Source organism: Nocardia yamanashiensis, assembly GCF_021183565.1.
In the GTDB taxonomy this organism is placed as follows: domain Bacteria; phylum Actinomycetota; class Actinomycetes; order Mycobacteriales; family Mycobacteriaceae; genus Nocardia; species Nocardia yamanashiensis.
This window is the reverse complement of the sequence record NZ_CP089226.1, coordinates 7,811,130-7,829,835: the sequence shown is the minus strand read 5'-3', so window position 1 is coordinate 7,829,835 and position 18,706 is coordinate 7,811,130. Positions and strand designations below refer to the sequence as shown.

The 18,706-nt window shown below is 68.0% G+C and carries 15 protein-coding genes, 1 rRNA gene and 1 pseudogene; 5 read left to right on the top strand and 12 right to left on the bottom strand.

Annotated elements, in window-relative coordinates:
- Positions 1-140 precede the first annotated feature (140 nt).
- The 4 genes from LTV02_RS36060 to LTV02_RS36045 form a co-directional block, all read right to left on the bottom strand.
- Positions 141-1,657 (bottom strand): 16S ribosomal RNA (locus LTV02_RS36060).
- Between the two features lie 558 nt (positions 1,658-2,215).
- Entirely contained in the window at positions 2,216-3,511 is a 1,296-nt protein-coding gene (gene tyrS / locus LTV02_RS36055) for a tyrosine--tRNA ligase (RefSeq protein ID WP_233036005.1), read from the bottom strand.
- A 113-nt stretch (positions 3,512-3,624) separates the two neighbouring features.
- Positions 3,625-4,050 carry a DoxX family protein gene (locus LTV02_RS36050; protein WP_233036004.1) on the bottom strand — a complete coding sequence of 142 codons (426 nt, stop codon included), beginning with the start codon at positions 4,048-4,050 and terminating at the stop codon, positions 3,625-3,627.
- Between the two features lie 148 nt (positions 4,051-4,198).
- Positions 4,199-4,870 carry a FadR/GntR family transcriptional regulator gene (locus LTV02_RS36045; RefSeq protein WP_233036003.1) on the bottom strand — a complete coding sequence of 224 codons (672 nt, stop codon included), beginning with the start codon at positions 4,868-4,870 and terminating at the stop codon, positions 4,199-4,201.
- Between the two features lie 217 nt (positions 4,871-5,087).
- Between LTV02_RS36045 and LTV02_RS36040 the strand changes: the two are divergent.
- Positions 5,088-6,416: pseudogene (locus tag LTV02_RS36040) on the top strand (2-isopropylmalate synthase); the annotation flags it as partial.
- Positions 6,417-6,433: 17 nt separating this feature from the next.
- On the opposite strand, the gene LTV02_RS36035 reads toward LTV02_RS36040, so the two are convergent.
- The 3 genes from LTV02_RS36035 to LTV02_RS36025 form a co-directional block, all read right to left on the bottom strand.
- On the bottom strand, positions 6,434-7,069 hold the full coding sequence (locus LTV02_RS36035) for a DNA-3-methyladenine glycosylase (protein ID WP_233036002.1): 636 nt from the start codon (positions 7,067-7,069) through the stop codon (positions 6,434-6,436).
- A 53-nt stretch (positions 7,070-7,122) separates the two neighbouring features.
- Complete coding sequence (locus LTV02_RS36030; protein WP_233036001.1) at positions 7,123-8,028, bottom strand: RNA polymerase sigma-70 factor; 906 nt, start codon at positions 8,026-8,028, stop codon at positions 7,123-7,125.
- 79 nt (positions 8,029-8,107) lie between these two features.
- Positions 8,108-9,295 (bottom strand): NAD(P)/FAD-dependent oxidoreductase, encoded by a 1,188-nt coding sequence (locus LTV02_RS36025; RefSeq protein ID WP_233036000.1) that lies wholly within the window; start codon positions 9,293-9,295, stop codon positions 8,108-8,110.
- A gap of 180 nt (positions 9,296-9,475) precedes the next feature.
- On the opposite strand from LTV02_RS36025, the gene LTV02_RS36020 reads away from it, so the two are divergent.
- Positions 9,476-10,195 (top strand): DsbA family oxidoreductase, encoded by a 720-nt coding sequence (locus LTV02_RS36020; RefSeq protein ID WP_233035999.1) that lies wholly within the window; start codon positions 9,476-9,478, stop codon positions 10,193-10,195.
- Between the two features lie 45 nt (positions 10,196-10,240).
- Here LTV02_RS36020 and LTV02_RS36015 read toward each other — a convergent pair whose 3' ends face one another.
- From LTV02_RS36015 to LTV02_RS35995, 5 genes are all read right to left on the bottom strand, one after another.
- The gene (locus LTV02_RS36015) at positions 10,241-11,467 is read right to left on the bottom strand and encodes a low temperature requirement protein A (protein ID WP_233035998.1); all 1,227 of its coding nucleotides are present in this window, start codon (positions 11,465-11,467) and stop codon (positions 10,241-10,243) included.
- Positions 11,468-11,476: 9 nt separating this feature from the next.
- Complete coding sequence (locus LTV02_RS36010; RefSeq protein WP_233035997.1) at positions 11,477-11,911, bottom strand: hypothetical protein; 435 nt, start codon at positions 11,909-11,911, stop codon at positions 11,477-11,479.
- On the bottom strand, positions 11,908-13,047 hold the full coding sequence (locus LTV02_RS36005) for a molybdopterin-dependent oxidoreductase (RefSeq protein ID WP_408639445.1): 1,140 nt from the start codon (positions 13,045-13,047) through the stop codon (positions 11,908-11,910). Before LTV02_RS36005 ends, LTV02_RS36010 begins: the two co-directional genes overlap by 4 nt.
- A gap of 49 nt (positions 13,048-13,096) precedes the next feature.
- Complete coding sequence (locus LTV02_RS36000) at positions 13,097-13,807, bottom strand: TIGR04282 family arsenosugar biosynthesis glycosyltransferase (RefSeq protein WP_233035995.1); 711 nt, start codon at positions 13,805-13,807, stop codon at positions 13,097-13,099.
- 455 nt (positions 13,808-14,262) lie between these two features.
- Positions 14,263-14,928 (bottom strand): glycosyltransferase family 2 protein, encoded by a 666-nt coding sequence (locus LTV02_RS35995; protein WP_233035994.1) that lies wholly within the window; start codon positions 14,926-14,928, stop codon positions 14,263-14,265.
- Between the two features lie 124 nt (positions 14,929-15,052).
- Here LTV02_RS35995 and LTV02_RS35990 point away from each other — a divergent pair, with 124 nt between their 5' ends.
- The 3 genes from LTV02_RS35990 (at position 15,053) to LTV02_RS35980 (ending at position 18,600) form a co-directional block, all read left to right on the top strand.
- Positions 15,053-16,633, top strand: a complete 1,581-nt coding sequence (locus LTV02_RS35990; RefSeq protein ID WP_408639313.1) for a hypothetical protein — start codon at positions 15,053-15,055, stop codon at positions 16,631-16,633.
- Entirely contained in the window at positions 16,630-17,346 is a 717-nt protein-coding gene (locus tag LTV02_RS35985) for a response regulator transcription factor (protein ID WP_233041863.1), read from the top strand. Before LTV02_RS35990 ends, LTV02_RS35985 begins: the two co-directional genes overlap by 4 nt.
- Before the next feature lie 219 nt (positions 17,347-17,565).
- Positions 17,566-18,600 (top strand): sensor histidine kinase, encoded by a 1,035-nt coding sequence (locus LTV02_RS35980; RefSeq protein WP_233035993.1) that lies wholly within the window; start codon positions 17,566-17,568, stop codon positions 18,598-18,600.
- Positions 18,601-18,706 lie beyond the last annotated feature (106 nt).

Below are 18,706 nucleotides of genomic sequence, written 5' to 3'. Positions count from 1 at the left end.
GGACATGGCCGGTGCCTTGATGCGATGAGTTTGTCAGTGTTCCACCCATGAGCGTCCGCCGGAAAACGTATGTTTCCGAAACGGTCTCTGCCAGAGCGACATTCACCTGTGTGAAGTGCTTCTGGAGAAGTGCTCCTTAGAAAGGAGGTGATCCAGCCGCACCTTCCGGTACGGCTACCTTGTTACGACTTCGTCCCAATCGCCAATCCCACCTTCGACGGCTCCCTCCACAAGGGTTAGGCCACCGGCTTCGGGTGTTACCGACTTTCATGACGTGACGGGCGGTGTGTACAAGGCCCGGGAACGTATTCACCGCAGCGTTGCTGATCTGCGATTACTAGCGACTCCAACTTCACGGGGTCGAGTTGCAGACCCCGATCCGAACTGAGACCGGCTTTAAGGGATTCGCTCCACCTCACGGTATCGCAGCCCTCTGTACCGGCCATTGTAGCATGTGTGAAGCCCTGGACATAAGGGGCATGATGACTTGACGTCGTCCCCACCTTCCTCCGAGTTGACCCCGGCAGTCTCTCACGAGTCCCCGCCATTACGCGCTGGCAACATAAGATAAGGGTTGCGCTCGTTGCGGGACTTAACCCAACATCTCACGACACGAGCTGACGACAGCCATGCACCACCTGTACACCGACCACAAGGGGGGCCATATCTCTATGGCTTTCCGGTGTATGTCAAACCCAGGTAAGGTTCTTCGCGTTGCATCGAATTAATCCACATGCTCCGCCGCTTGTGCGGGCCCCCGTCAATTCCTTTGAGTTTTAGCCTTGCGGCCGTACTCCCCAGGCGGGGCGCTTAATGCGTTAGCTACGGCACGGATCCCGTGGAAGGAAACCCACACCTAGCGCCCACCGTTTACGGCGTGGACTACCAGGGTATCTAATCCTGTTCGCTACCCACGCTTTCGCTTCTCAGCGTCAGTTACTGCCCAGAGACCCGCCTTCGCCACCGGTGTTCCTCCTGATATCTGCGCATTTCACCGCTACACCAGGAATTCCAGTCTCCCCTGCAGTACTCTAGTCTGCCCGTATCGACTGCAAGCTTGCAGTTGAGCTGCAAGTTTTCACAATCGACGCGACAAACCGCCTACAAGCTCTTTACGCCCAGTAATTCCGGACAACGCTCGCACCCTACGTATTACCGCGGCTGCTGGCACGTAGTTGGCCGGTGCTTCTTCTACAGGTACCGTCACTTGCGCTTCGTCCCTGTCAAAAGAGGTTTACAACCCGAAGGCCGTCATCCCTCACGCGGCGTCGCTGCATCAGGCTTTCGCCCATTGTGCAATATTCCCCACTGCTGCCTCCCGTAGGAGTCTGGGCCGTGTCTCAGTCCCAGTGTGGCCGGTCGCCCTCTCAGGCCGGCTACCCGTCGTCGCCTTGGTGAGCCGTTACCTCACCAACAAGCTGATAGGCCGCGGGCCCATCTCGCACCAGTAAACCTTTCCACCACAAGGCATGCACCAAGTGGTCATATCCGGTATTAGACCCAGTTTCCCAGGCTTATCCCAGAGTGCGAGGCAGATCACCCACGTGTTACTCACCCGTTCGCCGCTCGTGTACCCCGAAGGGCCTTACCGCTCGACTTGCATGTGTTAAGCACGCCGCTAGCGTTCGTCCTGAGCCAGGATCAAACTCTCCGTTGAAGACTCTAGATTTACCGCCGAAGCAGCGAATCAGAAGTATCTCGAACCAGAGTCCGAAAACCTAGCAATGAACGCCAGCAAAAAGTATTTGCTGACTAAATGTCCGACCCTCACACGGGGGGTGAGGAATCGGAACCAAATTAAATATTTGGCACTGACATTCATCGACACACTATTGAGTTCTCAAAGAACACACGCACACGTTTTCGACCTGAAGTTGATCAGATGTCCAACGAGGCAACCGTTCCAGCCTAACGGTCAGACTCCACAGAGTCAAGAACCAATTTCGAGGCTGGAGTGTTCAAGCCAGGCGCTCCTCGTACAACCTCGTTTCCGGATCCTCGTTGCCAGCCTCTGAGCTGGGCGTTTGGCACCCGGTCGGTGTCCGTGTCGCTCTGACCTGGACTAAGTTACGCCCAGGAAAACGCGAATGCAAATCGCCTGGTGAGCGCCGCGTCTGCGCAGGTCGCCGACCCCCGAAACAACAAGATCGCCGGGTCGGGGCACGGTTTTGTGACCCAGCTCTCGGCGATCTTGTTTTCGTATCGGTCCGGCGAATTACGAACCCGCGCGGCGCACGCCGGCGAAGTTCTTCTTGCCCCGGCGCAGCACCAGCCAGCTGCCGTGCAGGTAGTCGGCGTCGGCCGGGGTCCACTCCAGATCGGCGACCTTCTCGTTGTTCACCGAGACGCCGCCTTCGTTGACCGCGCGGCGGGCGGCGCCGCGGCTCTCCGACAAACCGGCCGCGACCAGCAGATCCACAATGGTGTCGCCGGGCTTGGCCTCGGCGACCGTGCCGTCGACGGCCGCCTCGGTGAGCGCCGCGCCCAGGGTCGGCTCGTTCAGCTCGCGAAGTTCACCGCGGCCGAACAGCGCCTGGCTGGCGAGCTGCACCGCGGCGGTGTTCTCCGCGCCGTGCACCAGGGTGGTCATCTCGGCGGCCAGCCGGCGCTGCGCTTCACGGGCGTGCGGGCGTTCGGCGGTGGCCTGCTCCAGCTCGTCCAGTTCCTCCTTGGACAGGAAGGTGAACCAGCGCAGGTAGCGGACCACATCGGCGTCGGCGGTGTTCACGAAGTACTGGTACCAGGCGTAGGGGCTGGTCATCTCCGGATCGAGCCAGAGGCTGCCGCCGCCGGTGGACTTGCCGAACTTCTTGCCGTCGGCCGAGGTCACCAGCGGCACGGTGAGGGCGTGCACGTGCGCGCCGTCGACGCGGCGGTTGAGCTCGACGCCGGCGATGATGTTGCCCCACTGATCCGAGCCGCCCACCTGCAAGGTGCAGTCGTAATTGCGGCGCAGCTGCAGGTAGTCGTTGGCCTGCAGCAGCATGTAGGAGAACTCGGTGTAGGACATGCCGTCGGATTCCAGGCGGCGCTTGACGGTGTCGCGGGCCAGCATGACGTTCACCGAGAAGTGCTTGCCGATATCGCGCAGGAAGGAGACCGTGCTCAGCGGGCCGGTCCAATCCATATTGTCGGCGATGACGGCCGCGTTGGGGGCGTCGCCGAGATCGACGAAGCGCTCCAGCTGGGAGCGGATGCGCCCGGCCCATTCGGCCACGGTGTCGGTGGAGTTCATGGTGCGCTCGCCGACGTCACGCGGGTCGCCGATGAGACCCGTTGCGCCACCGGCCAATACGACGGGGCGATGGCCCGCGCGCTGGAAGCGCTTGAGCGCGAGCAGCGGGACCAGGTGCCCGGCGTGCAGGGAGGCGGCGGTCGGGTCGAAACCGGCATAGAGGGTGATCGGGCCCTTGGCCATCTCGGCGCGCAGGGCGTCGAGGTCGGTGGACTGCGCGATCAGCCCGCGCCAGGTCAGTTCGTCGATGATGTCGGTTCCGCTCACGTCACCCATCTTTCCGCACGTAGATATGCGCAGCTGCGGGAGGCCGCACATACGAAGGTCCGCCGCCGATTGTGATCGGCGGCGGACTTCGGGTCGAGGCAATATTCAGGTTGTCCCGAGGGCTAGCGCTTCACCGAGGAGGTGAAGCCGGCGCGGCGCTCGTAGGCGATCCAGGCGAAGACGACCGCCAGGACCAGCGGGAAGGGGGCGAGGGCGGGGGCATCGAGCAGGAAGGCCTGGGTGGCGGCGGCCAGCACGGTGGTGATGGACAGGCCGGCGGCGGCCGGGGCGGTCAGGCGGGGCACCAGCAGGCCGATGCCGCCGGAGATCTCGACGACGCCGGTGAAGTAGCGGAACCAGTCGCCCCAGCCGATGGTGTCGAAGGCGTGCACGGCGTCGGACTGGCCGACCAGCTTGGGCAGGCCCGAGGCGATGATGAAGAACAGGGCCAGCACGATCTGCAGGGTCCACAGCACGCGATTGCGGGTCTTGCCGGTGGCGGCGGGAGTGGTGGCGGCGGACTGGGCGGGGGCGGTGATGGCGGTCATGGCGAGTGTCCTTACGGGGCTTGGGTTTCGGTCGGTGCGGCGCGCTTGCCGGTATTGACGGAGCCCGGTGCGGAAACTCATCGCGATCGCGGAAGAAATTTTCTCCGTGACCATAACTGGTGGTCGGACAGGGTTTTCGGGCCGCGGGTCAGCGTTCGAAGGCGTCCTTCAGAGCGGTGAGATGGACACGGCTGGCGGTGGCGGCGGCCTCCGGATCGCGGGCGCGGATGGCGGCGTACAGGTCTTCGTGCGCGGTGTGGTCGGCCTTCGGATCGGCCATCGGGCGGATGCGCAGCATGTCGATCATGGCGTGCCGCAGGCGCGGGACGAAGGCGTCGAACATCTGGCTCAGCACGTCGTTGTGCCCGGCCGCGACCACGGTGCGATGGAATGCGGTGTCGGCGTCCACGAGTCGTTCCAGCACCTCCCCCGCTTCGGCGCGGGCGGCCAGGGCGGTCAGCATGGCGCGCAGATCGGCGGGAGTGCGACGGCGGGCGGCGAGCGCGGCCCCTTCGGCTTCGATGGCGATGCGCGCCTCGATCACCGTGATGATGTCGGCCCGGCGCAGCACCGTGTCCCAATCCTCGGCGACATCCAGCGCGGTGAGGAAAACGCCCGCGCCCTGGCGGCTTTCGAGCACGCCCTTGCCCGCGAGTTCGCGAATGGCCTCGCGCAGGGTGGAGCGGCCGACGCCGAGCTGCGCGGACAGCGTGGTCTCCCCGGGCAGCTTGTGGCCGAGCGCCCACTCCCCCGCCCGAATCCGGCCGAGCAGTACCTCGGCGGCCTGGGCGGCGAGCGGGTGCCGCTGGACCTGCGCCATACCTCTCCTACCTCTCTACTTGTCTGAGGAGTTATTGCCCTCTAGTCTAGGCCACATGCATACGGGTGCCCTGCTTCTCCTTCGTCGCCGCGACGGGGTCTGATCGACCGGCGCCCCGTCCGCGGGTCGATGTGCCGCGCCGGTCCTCTCTCACCGACGCGAAGGAATTCCGAGCATGTCCACTTCCACGACCTGGAATCGCCAGCAGCCCTCCCCCATGCCATCGCATCGTTATCGCGATGTGTACCAACGAGTTTCGGTTCCGCTGACCGATCGGCGCTGGCCGGGCAATCGCATCACCGAGGCGCCGCTGTGGGTGCCGGTGGATCTGCGGGACGGCAATCAGGCGCTGGCCGAGCCCATGGATCCGGTGCGCAAGCGCCGGTTCTTCGAACTGCTGGTGGCCATGGGCTACAAGGAGATCGAGGTCGGGTATCCGAGCGCCTCGCAGACCGATTTCGATTTCGTGCGATTGATCGCCGAGGAGGGCATCGCGCCCGCTGATGTCGCCATCGTGGTGTTCACGCCCGCCCGCCGGGATCTGATCGAGCGGACCGTCGAATCCCTTCGCGGCATCACCAATCCCGTGGTGATTCACATGTACATCGCCACCGCGCCGGTGTGGCGGGACGTCGTGCTGGGCGTCTCGCGCGAGGGCGTGGCAGACCTGATCATGGCGGGCGGGCGCGACATTCTGGAGCTGGCCGGGGATATGCCCAATGTGCGGTTCCAGTTCTCGCCCGAGGTGTTCATGGCGACCGAACCGGATTTCGTGCTGGACGTGTGCGATCGGATCACCACGCTCTGGGATGCCACCCCCGAGCGGCCGGTGACCTTGAATCTGCCCGCGACGGTGGAGATCGCGACGCCGAACGTGTACGCGGACCAGATCGAGTACATGCACCGGAATCTGGCGCGGCGGGACAGCGTGATCCTGTCGGTGCATCCGCACAATGATCGCGGCACCGGGGTGGCGTGCGCGGAGCTGGCGGTGCTGGCCGGCGCGCAGCGGGTGGAGGGCTGCGTGTTCGGCAACGGCGAGCGCACCGGCAATGTGGATCTGGCGACGCTGGCCTTGAATCTGCATGCGCAGGGCGTGAATCCGGGCATCGACTTCTCCGATATCGACGCGGTGGCGGCGACGGTGGCCGAATGCACGCGCATGCCGATTCATCCGCGCCATCCCTACGCCGGCGAGCTGGTGTACACGGCGTTCTCGGGCACGCATCAGGACGCGATCAAGAAGGGGTTCGCCGAGCATCGCGAGCGGGCGGTGCGCTCCGGGCAGCCCGAGCGTGAAATCCCTTGGGAGGTACCGTATCTGCCGATCGATCCGGCGGACGTGGGCCGCACCTACGAGGCGGTGATCCGGGTGAACTCACAGTCCGGCAAGGGTGGCATCGCGTATCTGCTGGAAACCGAATACGGATTGACGATGGACCGGGCGACCCAGGTCGAATTCGCCCGGCACGTACAGGAATACACCGATCGCACCGGCGCGGAGGTGACGGCGCGGACCCTGTGGGAGCTGTACCACCGCATCTACGCGGCGAAGTAGCGGCGCTATCCCGCGGCCCGCGGCGCGCGCGGGCTGCGGCGGTAGGCCGAGACCGCCGGGGAATCCGGCAGCCACAGTCGCCACGGCCGGTCGGCGGCCAGGCTGACGCCGACCCGGGGGCCGACGGAAACGGCTGACAGATCGGTGATTTCGGGCCCGAGCTCGAGCCGGATGGGCGATGCCGGATCGAAAAGCGCGGTGCCGTAATCGTTCAGCGCGATCCCGAGCGCACTGCCGACATTGCCGGGCCCGCGCGCCAGAGCGGCGTCGGTGCGGGCGGCCGGTCGCCGGGCCCGCGCCGCCTCGACTCCGGCGATGATCTCCCCCGCCCGGATCAGCACCGCACTGGCCACCCCGTCCGGGCCGCTGGTGACGTTCACACACGTGTGCATGCCATAGCTGAAGTACACGTACAGCACCCCGGGCGGCCCGAACATGGCCGCGTTCCGGGGCGTGCGGCCGCGCCCGGAATGCGCGGCCGGGTCCGGCCACGGCCCCGCCGGGTCACCGCCGTACGCCTCGACCTCCACGATCCGCATGCCGACCGGCCCCGACCACAGCGTCGCGCCCAGCAACCGCCGGGCGGCGGCCAATGGTTCCACGGCGAGTTCCTCGGCTGACACGAGGCCCGATTCTGCCATCGCGGTACGGCGGTCCCGGCCGACGGGGCGGCGGTGCTGATTCGCCTGCCAGTTCAGGCTTCCGGCTCGTCGGCGCGGGCCAGCCCGGCCAGCTTCTGCGGATTGACCTGGAAGCGAATGTTTTCCATGCGCCCGTCGACCAGATCGAAGGTGAGCGCGCCGCCGCGGTAGTCGCCGAGCGTGAACAGAATGCTCAATTCGCCGTTGACCACGGCGGTTTCCAGTCCGAAGCCGGTCGAGACGGGTTTGGCCAGCACGCCGAGGATCCAGCGCGCCACATGATCGGGTCCGTGCAGCGGGCGGCGCGCGGCGGTGACGATGCCGCCGCCGTCGTTCCACAGCGTGACTTCCGGGGCCAGCAATTGCATGAGCGCGTTGAGATCGCCGCCGTGGCAGGCCGCCATGAACTTCTCGGTGATCTCCGAGCGGGCTTCGGGATCGGTGTCGAAGCGCGGGCGGCGCGAGTGCACGTGATTGCGGGCGCGGTGCGAGATCTGGCGGACGGTGGCTTCGGGGCGGTCGAGGAAGCCGGCGATCTCGGCGTGCGAGTAGCCGAACACCTCGCGCAGCACGAATACGGCGCGTTCGACGGGGGCGAGGGTTTCGAGGACCACCAGCATGGCGGTCGAGACGGTGTCCGCCATTTCGGTCTCCTGGGCGGCGTCGGCCGCGGTGATCAAGGGCTCGGGCAGCCACGGGCCGATATAGGTCTCGCGGGTGGCCCGGGCGGAGGTGAGGCGGTTGAGCGCCAGATTGGTGACCGTGCGCACCAGGTAGGACTTGGGGTGTTCCACCGAATCCCGGTCCACGGCATGCCATTTCAGCCAGGCGTCCTGCAGGATGTCCTCGGCGTCGGTGACGGTGCCGAGCATTTGATAGGCGGTGCCGAAGAGCAGGCGACGGTGTTCGACGAAGGGGTCGATGTCGCGGTTCGGGGTTTCGGTCGTGCGGTCCTGCATGGGACTCATACCTACCGGTCTAGTTGGTTAGCGGTCCGAGTGGGGCCGGATTCGGGGGATTCCGGCCCCACCGCGGGATTCACGCGGTCTTCCGCGTGGCACGGCCACCGTTCGACAGCTGCGCGCGCACGGCCACATGCTTGCTCATCTTGAAGGTCGGCACCGGGCTGCTCGAGACGCTCTCCTTGTAGGCGACGGCGGCCTTGCCCTTCAGGTACCAGCGCTTCGGGCTGTCATCGGCATTGGTGAACTGGATGACCGCGTCGCGACGACCCAGGCTGACGGGCTGGTGGAAGTAGCCGATCCGGAACGGCTTGACCTTCTTGCCCTGCAATTGCCTGGCCAGCGCGGCGGCGAGGTATCCGGCGCTGGCCATACCGGTCTGGCAGGTGCCGTGCACCTGACCCCAGGCCATGTAGACGGCGGCCGCGTCGCCGATGGCGTGGATCTCCGGGTGCGAGATCGAGCGCAGGGTGGCGTCGGTGATGACGAGTCCCTTGGCGTCCGTGGCGATTCCGGCCTCGGCGGCCAGCGGCGACACCTTGACGCCCGTGGTCCACAGGGTCAGGTCCGAGGGCAGCAGTTCACCGGTATCCAGGCGCACCGCGTCGGGCAGCACCTTGGTGACCTTCACGCCGACCACCCGGATCACGCCCAGCCGGTCCAGGGCGCGGTTCAGGTGGGCGCGCGCCTTCTCCCCCATCATCGCGCCGGGCTGTTCGGCGCTGACCAGGGTGACGGTCAGTCCCGGATGGGCTTCGGCGATCTCGGTGGCGGCTTCGATGCCGGTGAGCCCGCCGCCGCACACGGTCACCTGCCCGCGCTGTGCCGCCAGTTCGGTCAGCCGCACCGAGAACCGGTGCGCCAGACGGGGATCGTTCAACGTCCAGGCGTGGTCTTCGGCGCCGGGCACCCGGGTGGTGTCGGTAGCGCTGCCCAGGGCGTACACGAGTTCGTCGTAGCGCAGCACCGCACCGTCATCGAGGGTGATCGCGCGCGCCGCGGTGTCGATGGCGGTGGCCGCGGCCTGATGGAACGCGACCCCGCTGCCGGCGAGCAGATCCGGGATCCGGTGGTCCGCCAGCTCCTGCCCGGCGGCGATCTGGTGCATGCGCAGCCGCTCGGTGAAGCGGGCCGACGGATTCACCAGGGTGATCTCCACCCCGGCCATCTTGCGGGTGCGCCGCGCCAGCTGGATGGCGGCCAGCATGCCGGTGTAGCCCGCGCCCAGAACCACGATCTGTCGAATGGTGTTGTCGGCGTTCATGTCTTGCTCCCGTGTGCTCGTTCCTGCTGGGTCGGATATGGGACAGACGAGCCCCCGGGAACGTGACAGTCATGTGCTGTGACGTGGGTCACGGTGGAATTCCGGGTGCGGGACGGCGGTTGAAACACCTGGTGGCGGGCCATCCGGTCCGCGAAAACAGTGTCGTTGGAGTGAGGTGTGATGGCCGTACAGGTCGAGATCTGGACCGATATCAACTGCCCGTTCTGCTACCTGGGCAAGCGGCGGTTCGAGGAAGCCCTGGCGGCGTTCCCGTATCGGGACGCCGTCCGGGTGGTGCATCGGTCCTTCGAACTGGACCCGTCGCTGCCGAAGGATCACAGCGATGCGGTGGTGCCGCACATTGCCGAGAAGTACGGGATCAGCGAGGCGCAGGCGGCGGCCAACGAGCGCGGTATCGGGGCGCAGGCCGAGGCGATGGGGCTGCCCTATGTCACCTCGGGCCGCGACTTCGGCAGCAGCTTCGATATGCACCGGCTGCTGCATTTCGCCCTCGAACAGGGCAAGCAGGAAGCGCTGCTGGATGCGCTGTACGCGGCGAACTTCGCGGAGCAGCAGCCGCTCTTCGGTGATGCCGAACGACTGGTGCGGGTCGCCGTCGATGCCGGGTTCGAGGAGCCGGCGGTGCGCGCGGTGCTGGAGGATCCGGAGGCGTTCGCCGACGCGGTGCGCAAGGACGAGGCCGAGGCGGCGCAGCTCGGTGCGCGCGGCGTGCCGTTCTTCGTGCTCGATCGCAAGTACGGGGTTTCCGGCGCGCAGCCGCCGGAGGTGTTCGCGCAGGCGCTGGAGCAGGCGTGGAGTGATCACGCCCCGGAACTGCAGATCGTCGCCGATGCCGACACCTGCGGCCCGGACGGGTGCGCGCTGCCCGAACGTTCCTGACCTACCCGCGATTCGGGCCCGGCGCACCACCGCCGGGCCCTTTCGTCAGGGGTTTTCGCCGACCGCGGGTCCCGCTTCGTCGCCGCCGTGGATGCCTGCCCCGGTCCGCAGGTACGCGCTGTGGTCGCCCGCGCGCAGGCTCATGAGGTCGTCGGCGATCACGAACGCGTAGCCGACCACGAACAGCACCAGCAGCTGACCCCACGCCACCCAGGCGATGCCGATCGGGGCGGTGGCCAGGACGGCGAACGCGGCGATGAGCCGCCACCACGGGCGCGGCAGGCCGAGCACCAGCCGGAATGCCCACTGCCCCAGGAAGTAGAGCGCGACGCCGCCGGACAGGGCGAGCGCGGCGGCGGCCGTGGCGGGCGTATTACCGTGCGCGATGGTCATTTTCAGCCCGGCGGCGGTCATGGTGATGCCGAGCAGCAGTGCGAAGAAGGCGTAGCCGTAGGCCAGTACGGCGGGGCGGCCGCGTTCGGAACCCGGCAGCGCCTCCAGGGCGTGTTCGCCGCGTTCGTCGTCGAGGCCGAAGTAGGCCCACCACAGCGCGTACGCCAGCCCGAGGCCGAGGCCGACGGTGGCGACCAGGCCGACGGTGATGTCCATGCCGGTCAGGCTCGCTCCGATGGACACGATCGATTCGCCCAGCGCGACGATGAGCACCAGCCCGTGCCGTTCGCAGAAGTGCGTGGTGCGGATGACGAACCCGCCCGGATCCATCAGATAGGGCGTGATGATCTGGAGCGCGAAGGCCAGGCCCCACAGCACGTAGCGCGGCCATTCGTGAATGAGCCCGCCCGCCAGCACGAGTCCGGCCGACAGCGCGTTGAGCGGCGCCAGCCGCAGCACCGCGGCCACCGCCGCCGCGCCGCCGTTGGCGCGGAACAGCAGGGTGTGCACGGTATTGATGAGCAGATAGGCCAGGCCGAACGCGAGCCCGGATCCGGTGAACGCGCCCGGAATCGCCAAGGCCAGCACGAAGAATCCGAACATGCCGACGAGCAGCCAGGTGCGCCGCGCCGAACTGCTGGGCGCTACCTCGTTGGTCAGCCACACGTAGCCGTCGTACATCCACCAGATGACGCCGAACATGAGCGCCACCTGACCGAACGCCGCCCAGCCGGGATGGTGGGTGAAGGCGTGGGTGAGCTGGGTGATGGTGAAGACGAACACGAGGTCGAAGAACAGTTCCAGGGTGGAGGCGCGGAGCTGCCCACCCTCGGCGGCATTCTCGGCCTCGACGGCCGCGTCGGAATCCTTGCTGGTCACGACCAGAGATTAGAGGTCCGCCGGGGCGGGCGCGAGCGGTGCGGCGGCGTGTTCACGACGAGCGATCAGGTGGATGGCGACACCCGCCCACACCACGGCCAGCGCGACGCACAGGCCCAGCGTGTAGTTCCGGTCCAGGACGGTGTCGTTGCCGGGCACCGCGCCCTCGCGGCCCAGCACCGGTACGGCGATGAGCACCAGGGCGAGCGAGACGAACGCGCCGACCGCGCAGGCCGGCCACCACCGGGCGGGGAGCAGCCGGTGCCCGGTCAGGCCGAGCAGGGCGGCCAGCGGTCCGAAGATCAGGTCGTCGGCGAGGATGCCGCCCACGAACCAGAGCGCCACGGATTTCAGGTCGGCGGTGGACATCTCCAGCAGCAGGTCGATGCCGTAGGCGGCAATGGCGATGCCGAAAGCCACCAGGGCGCAACGGAATACGGTCATGTCAGTTCCTCGATGGACTTCAGCCATTTGGTCTGCAGGACGCCGGGGCGGTTCGGGGCGATGAGCCGGCAGGGGTAGCCGTGGTCGAGGGAGAGCTCTTCGCCGTTGAGGCGCAGCGCGATCAGCGTGGAGTCGTCGATCACGTGCGGGCGCGGCAGGGTCGAGGAACCGTAGATGCCGGTGGTTTCGAGGGATACGAAACGGACGTCGCCACCGCGATATTCACCGACGCGGGCCAGCAGGTCGTGCAGGCGGACGCCGCGCCAATTCCCCTGGGCGCTCCAGCCTTCGACACAGGCGATGGGCAGGGCGCTGTCGTGCTGCGGTAGCGCCTCCAGGTCGGCGCGCGAGAAGGTCCGGGTCGCGCCGCCGACCGTGACCCGCAGGGCGTAGTCGGCGGCGCGGGCCGTGGTGGTGACGGCGGCCGCCTCGGCGGTGCGGTTGATCGGAATGCCCTGCGGCCCTTCGCCACTGCGTGGAGCCAGCAGAGATACCCAGCGCAGGAAAGGAACGGTCTGGCCGGCAATGGCCAAGCCCGCGACGGCCGCGCCCACCCCCGCGGCCGTCAGTAGGGCGCGCCGTGAGAGTCCTGTTGCCCGTTCGGGCCGGGTCTCGACGACGGGACGGGCGAGAGCCTGCCGAACCACCGGGAGCTTCACCGCCAGATGTACGGCTAGCGCACCGAGGGCCACATAGGCCATGGCGTAGTGGGTGGTCGGGAAGAAGAACTTCCACGGGTAGTACTGGGCCGTATTGAACAAGCCGGTGACCAGCTGGAAGATCATCGCTCCGATCAGCACCGCGACCGAAAGCCGTTCCAGCACATCGGCGATCCCCGCGGTGAGCTTGCCGAAAACGGGTGCGAGGAACAGCCGCGGGTACACCGACCACAGCTTGATCAGCAGCAGCGGAATGAGCATGACGCCGACCGTGACGTGAATGCCCTGGGTGATCCGGTACAGCCAGACCGGATGCGCCGGCCACCAGAACCACTCGGGCGGATGCTGGATCAGATGGCTGATCAGTCCGGTCAGGAAGACGATCACCACTCCGATGCCGAGGGCGATGCCGACCCGCGCCGTGACCGCCGCCGATCGAGCGGGACTGATGCGGCGGCTCAGCGCGGGCGGTAGCAGCGTATTCACCACGAACGGCCTTTCCGAGGGGCGGCCGGGCCTACGAGATTCACAGGGACACCGCTGTTTTCACCGGGTGCGCGGTCGCTTCGGCCGAGCACAGGTCGAGCGCCGTGCGCGCGAACCGCCCGTGCGCCACAGCAGCCACCTCGAGCAGGTCCGCGTAGGTGTCGACATCGGTGAGCTCGGGCAGCTCGTGCACCTGGAATCCGCAGCGCCGCACCATGTTCGCGGTCAGCTCACCGGTGCGATCGGTGGACATGGGCACCTCGGTGAGCAGCCGGGCCGGGCGCGGATCGCTGAGCCCGAGCGCCCACCAGCCGCCGTCGGCCGCGGGCCCGAGCACGGCCTCACCGGTTTCCACCAGCCGGGTCGCCGATTCGGCGAGCAGCCGCGGAGACGCCTGCGGGGTGTCCATGCCGATCTGCAGCACCGGCAGGCCGAAACGCGCGGCGTCGGCGTGCGCGTTCGCCAGCCGCTCACCGAATCCGTCCCCGCGCTGCGGAACCACGGTGAAACCCTTGAGCGCCGAAGCGATCTCGATCCGCCGCTCGGCCCGATCGATATCCCCGGTCCACGCCACCATCGGATACTGGATCCCGCTGTCGCGCACCGCTTCCAGGGTATCCAGCAGCGCACAGGCCGCCAGATAAGCGGCCTCCACCGGCGAGAACGGCGGCGTGAGACGAGTTTTGGCGAACCCCGCGATGGGCGACTTCGCGACCACCAGCGCGGTCGCGGCGATAGGCTCCCGCCGCACACTCGCCCCACCCCACCTCGCAGCCACCGTGGCATTCGGTTCAGGCGGCGTGGCATCCGGCACGGCTGCCGTCACGTTCGGCACAGCTGCCGTCGCGTTCGGCCCAGTCACCATGGCGTTCGGCCCAATCGGCACAGCATTCCGCCCAGTCACCGCCGCGTTCGACCCAGTCACCGCCGCGTTCGGCTCAATCGCCGGGGCATTCAGGCCAGTCACCGTCGCGTTCGGCCCAGTCGCCGAGGCGTTCGACCCAATCGCCGTCGCACCGTAGCCCGCCGTCGGTGCGACCGGGTGGCGCGATTGCGTCTGCGCCACTGCGGGATCGGCTGCTGTCGCGCCGACGGGGCCTCCGCTGGAAGCGCTTTGTCCCCCCGTGGATTCGCCGGCCGCGGGAGCCGGTGCGCGTTTGGGAGCGGGGAGCCACGGGAAGCCGGTGCGGTCTATGTCTTTCGGGTTCATCGGACACTCCAGAAGTCGCGGGCGGCGCGTGCGGTGCCGAGCCAGGAGCCGGACACCTTGGAATCGCCGTGGGTGCGGGGGCTGTAGGTGATGTCGCGTTCGATCACCAGCCAGCCGGCGTCGGCGGCGCGGGTGAGGAGCGCGAGGGGGTAGCCGGAGCGGGCGTGCAGGTGGCCGAGGGCTTGCAGTCGGTCGCGGCGGGTGACGCGCATGGCGGCGATGTCGTGCACGGGCAGGCCGTAGCGGCGGCGTAGGCGGAAGGCGAAGGCCCAGTTGCCGATTCGGGTGTGCAGCGGGAACGCGCCGGGCACGGTGGCGCGGCGGCGGCCGACGACCATGTCCACGCCGGGGGTGAATTCCGCGACCAGGCGGGGTAGTTCGGCCGGGTTCATGGAACCGTCGCCGTCCAGTACGGCGACCAGTTCGGTGGTGGCGGCGTCGACTCCGGCGTGCACCGCGCTGCCGTAACCGGGGGTGGATTCGCTCACCACGGTGGCGCCGGCGGCGCGGGCGACCTCGGCGGTGCCGTCGGTGGAACCGTTGTCCACCACGATCACCCGATAGCCGGGAGGGATTGCGGAGAGTACGCCGGGCAAGGCGCCTGCCTCGTCCCGGCAGGGGATCACGACGGTGACCCCGGGCTGCTCGTCCGATTCGGTCATGGCCGCAACCGTACGGCCTGCGACGCCCGTCACGGCCGCGGACACGATGACGAAAGTATGACGGGAGCTGGCACGATGCCGTTTCACCTGGGTCGGCGGGCGTGTCGGGCCTAGGGTGGCTGACATGGTGAACGCTTCCGCGACCTCGGTCGCGCGGTATGTGCCCAGCCGGGTCGATCGCCTGTGCGCCGGGGCCGCCGTCGTACTCGTCGCGACCGCGTTCCTGCTGCCGCGAATCATGGGCAAACAGTGGCGGGATGCGTTGTACGCCGGTGCCGCACCGATCTTCGGCGCTTGGCTGCCGCACGTCGGGTGGGGCACGGTGCCCGCGGTGGCCCTCGCGGCGGGCGTGGTGCTGCACGGTCCGGCGCTGGCGCGACGCCTGTCGTGGGGGCGGCTGCTGGGCGTCGGCTGGCTCACCGCTATCGCGTGGGCCTTCGCCTTGGCCATGGTGGACGGGTGGCAGCGCGGGTTCGCGGGCCGGCTCACCACCCGCGACGAATATTTGCACGAGGTCGGCGGGGTGGGCGGAATCCGGACCATGATCAGTGGATTCGCGGGCCGCATCCTGGATTTCCAGCCCGATTCGTGGACCACGCACGTGTCCGGGCACCCGCCGGGCGCGCTGCTGACCTTCGTGCTGCTGGATCGGATCGGACTCGGCGGCGGCGGGTGGGCGGCGACGCTGTGCCTGCTCGCGGGGACCAGCGCGGTGATCGCGGTGGCGGTGACCGTGCGAGCGCTGGGCTCGGAGTTACGGGCCCGTGCCGCAATGCCTTTCCTGGTGCTGGCCCCGGCCGCCATCTGGATCGCGGTATCGGCGGACGCGCTGTTCGCGGGCGTGAGCGCGTGGGCGGTGGCACTGCTGGCACTCGCCACCCGGCTCGAACGGGATTGGCCGGTGACGGCATTGGCATCCGGTCTGCTGTTCGGTTTCACCCTGTATCTCAGCTACGGCCTGGTACTCATGGCGATTCCCGCCGCCGCCGTGCTGGCCGCCCGCGGCTTCCGGCCATTACTGCCCGCGCTCTTGGGCGTGGCGGTGGTTGTCGCGGCGTTCACCGCGGCCGGATTCTGGTGGGTCGACGGCTATCACCTCGTGGTGGAGCGCTACTACCAGGGCATCGCGAGCGAACGCCCGTACTCCTATTGGGTATGGGCGAATCTGGCGGCGACGGTCTGCGCGGTCGGACTGGCGACCGCGGCCTCGGGGTACCGGGTGTGGGCCGGATTGCGGCTGCTGCCGCAGCGGTCGGCACGGTCGGCAGCCCGTCCGGACGAGCCCGGGTCCGCCGGCGGAGCGCGGGTCCGGCTTCGAACACTCGCCCGGCGAGCCGACGTGGGCACGTCGTTCGAATCAGAACCGGAAACCCAGCGAATTACCTCCTCCCACAACGAGATCGATGCCGCACCCGCTCCGGCCGCGCGTACCGAGTCGTTGATCGCCCCGGCTCGGGAATGGCTGGCGCGCTGGCGATCCGAGGCCGATCCGGCGGCCCTCGTCGCGGCGGCGGGGGTGCTGGCGATACTCGCCGCCGATATCAGCGGACTGAGCAAGGCCGAGACCGAGCGGATCTGGTTGCCGTTCGAGGTGTGGGCGCTGGCCGGAACCGCATTGCTGCCGCGCGACAATCAGCGGGGCTGGCTGACCGTACAAGCCGTGGGCACGCTGGCGATCGCCCACCTGATACTGACGAATTGGTGAGGACCGTGCGCATTCTGGTGGCAGACGACGATCCGGTGGTGCGCGAGGTGGTGCGCCGCTATCTCGAACGGGACGGGTTCGACGTGGTGGAGACCGCGGACGGGCGGGCGACGGCGGAAGTGCTGGCGCGCAATGACATCGACCTGGCGGTCCTGGACGTGATGATGCCCGCGCCGGACGGGATCGAACTGGTGCGGACGGTGCGGTCCGGGCCGCATCCGGAGACGCCGATCATTCTGCTCACCGCGCTCGGCGAGGAAGACGATCGGGTGATCGGGTTGCAGGCGGGCGCGGACGATTACGTCACCAAACCGTTCAGCCCCAAGGAGCTGGCCTTGCGGGTGGCGTCCGTGCTGCGGCGGGCCCGGGCCGTGCCGGTGTCGGATCAGGTATTGCGCGGCGGCACGGTGGAATTGCGGCAGGACTCGCGCACGGTGACCATCGCGGGCAAACCGGTGGAGCTGACCGCCCGCGAATTCGATCTGCTCGCTTTCCTGCTCGCGCATCAGCGCCGGGTATACAGCCGCGACGAACTGCTGGCGCAGGTGTGGGGCTGGGATTTCGGGGATCTGTCCACGGTCACTGTGCATATCAAGCGCTTGCGCGCCAAGCTCGGCGACGCGCACCTGATCGACACGGTATGGGGGCGCGGATATGCCTGGGGCCGAGTCGATTCCGGCGAGGACGAGTCCACTCCGGAGTCCACCCGATGAGCCCGGCGCAGTCCGCTCCCGGCCTGGAGACGCCGGGCCGCGACCGGCCGGACCAGGAAAACCGGCGAGAGCACCGAATCCCGCGCCAGCAGCAAAACCCACGCGAGCAGCAAGACCGACAGGAGCAGCGGGACCAGCGGGGGCCGCGCGGGGATGTCGGCCGGATTCCGGCAGCCGCCTTCAGGGGTTTGCGGTCGTCGCGACGAAGCGGTGGCGGCCATGCCCACTGACACGTCCGGGCTGGTCGGGTACGCGCTCGCGGGGTCGCTACCCGTGGTGCTGGTGGGCGCGCTCCTGCTGCGGTACACCAGGAATCGGGCGGTCACCACCAACCTTGTGGTCCTGGTGCTGATTCCGACTGTGGCGATCCTAGCCGGAGTGGTCGCGGTGAGCGGCCTCATGTTCGACGATGCGCTGGAACGCACCGCCATCGTGCTCGGGGTGGTGACGGCAGTGACCGTGCCCGCCGCCGTGCTGCTGGGGCGGGCGCAGGCGCGAACCATGGTGTGGGAGAAGGAGATGCTCGCCCAGGAACGCGCCGCCGAACAGTCGCGGCGGGAACTGGTGGCCTGGGTGAGTCACGACCTGCGCACTCCGCTGGCGGGTATCCGGGCCATGGGCGAGGCGCTCGCGGACGGGGTGGTGAGCCGGCCCGATGACGTGCAGCGGTACGCGAATCAGCTGGTGCGGGAATCGAATCGGCTGTCGGCGATGGTGGACGACCTGTTCGAGATGTCGAAGATCAATGCCGGGGCCCTGCGGCTGGAACTGGAACCGGTCGACCTGCGCGAGGTGATCGACGAGGTGCTGGCCGCGAACCAGGCGACCGCCGCCCGCGCGGGGATCACCCTCGAGGCACGGCAGCCGGACTACCGGATCCCGGTGGCGGGCAGCGACCGTGCGCTCGGGCGAGTGCTGACCAATCTGGTGGCCAACGCTCTCGCACACACGCCGTCCGGTGGATGCATCACGCTGTCGGCCGGCATCGAGGGTCAGCGGGCTTGGGCACGAGTGGACGACACCGGGCCGGGTATCGCCGAGGCGGACCTGCCGCGAATCTTCGAGATCGCCTACCGTGGCACCGCCGCCCGCACCCCCACCGCCGATGCGCTCGGCAGCGGCAGCGGGATGGGGCTGGCCATCGCGGCGGGGCTGGTGCAGGCGCACCACGGCGAGATCCATGCCGAGAACCGCGAGCGGGGAGCACGTTTCGAAATCCGTCTTCCCCTCCTCCGTCCCACCATAACCCGCTGATACTCACTCGCCCGCCATTCGGACGCGTGCTCCCACCTGTGATTCCAGCACGCTCCCACTCGGTCGTTCCGGCGCGCTGGCGGCCCGAATCTTGCTTCGATATGCG

What these genes read in the sequence shown, in the direction of transcription:
- LTV02_RS36010 (WP_233035997.1), bottom strand. Translation starts at nt 11,911, where the DNA reads ATGACCGTATTCCGTTGCGCCCTGGTGGCTTTCGGCATCGCCATTGCC.
- LTV02_RS36045 (WP_233036003.1), bottom strand. Translation starts at nt 4,870, where the DNA reads ATGGCGCAGGTCCAGCGGCACCCGCTCGCCGCCCAGGCCGCCGAGGTA.
- LTV02_RS36025 (WP_233036000.1), bottom strand. Translation starts at nt 9,295, where the DNA reads ATGAACGCCGACAACACCATTCGACAGATCGTGGTTCTGGGCGCGGGC.
- LTV02_RS35990 (WP_408639313.1), top strand. Translation starts at nt 15,053, where the DNA reads ATGGTGAACGCTTCCGCGACCTCGGTCGCGCGGTATGTGCCCAGCCGG.
- LTV02_RS36020 (WP_233035999.1), top strand. Translation starts at nt 9,476, where the DNA reads ATGGCCGTACAGGTCGAGATCTGGACCGATATCAACTGCCCGTTCTGC.
- LTV02_RS35980 (WP_233035993.1), top strand. Translation starts at nt 17,566, where the DNA reads ATGCCCACTGACACGTCCGGGCTGGTCGGGTACGCGCTCGCGGGGTCG.
- LTV02_RS36030 (WP_233036001.1), bottom strand. Translation starts at nt 8,028, where the DNA reads ATGCAGGACCGCACGACCGAAACCCCGAACCGCGACATCGACCCCTTC.
- LTV02_RS35995 (WP_233035994.1), bottom strand. Translation starts at nt 14,928, where the DNA reads ATGACCGAATCGGACGAGCAGCCCGGGGTCACCGTCGTGATCCCCTGC.
- LTV02_RS36035 (WP_233036002.1), bottom strand. Translation starts at nt 7,069, where the DNA reads ATGGCAGAATCGGGCCTCGTGTCAGCCGAGGAACTCGCCGTGGAACCA.
- tyrS (WP_233036005.1), bottom strand. Translation starts at nt 3,511, where the DNA reads ATGGGTGACGTGAGCGGAACCGACATCATCGACGAACTGACCTGGCGC.
- LTV02_RS36050 (WP_233036004.1), bottom strand. Translation starts at nt 4,050, where the DNA reads ATGACCGCCATCACCGCCCCCGCCCAGTCCGCCGCCACCACTCCCGCC.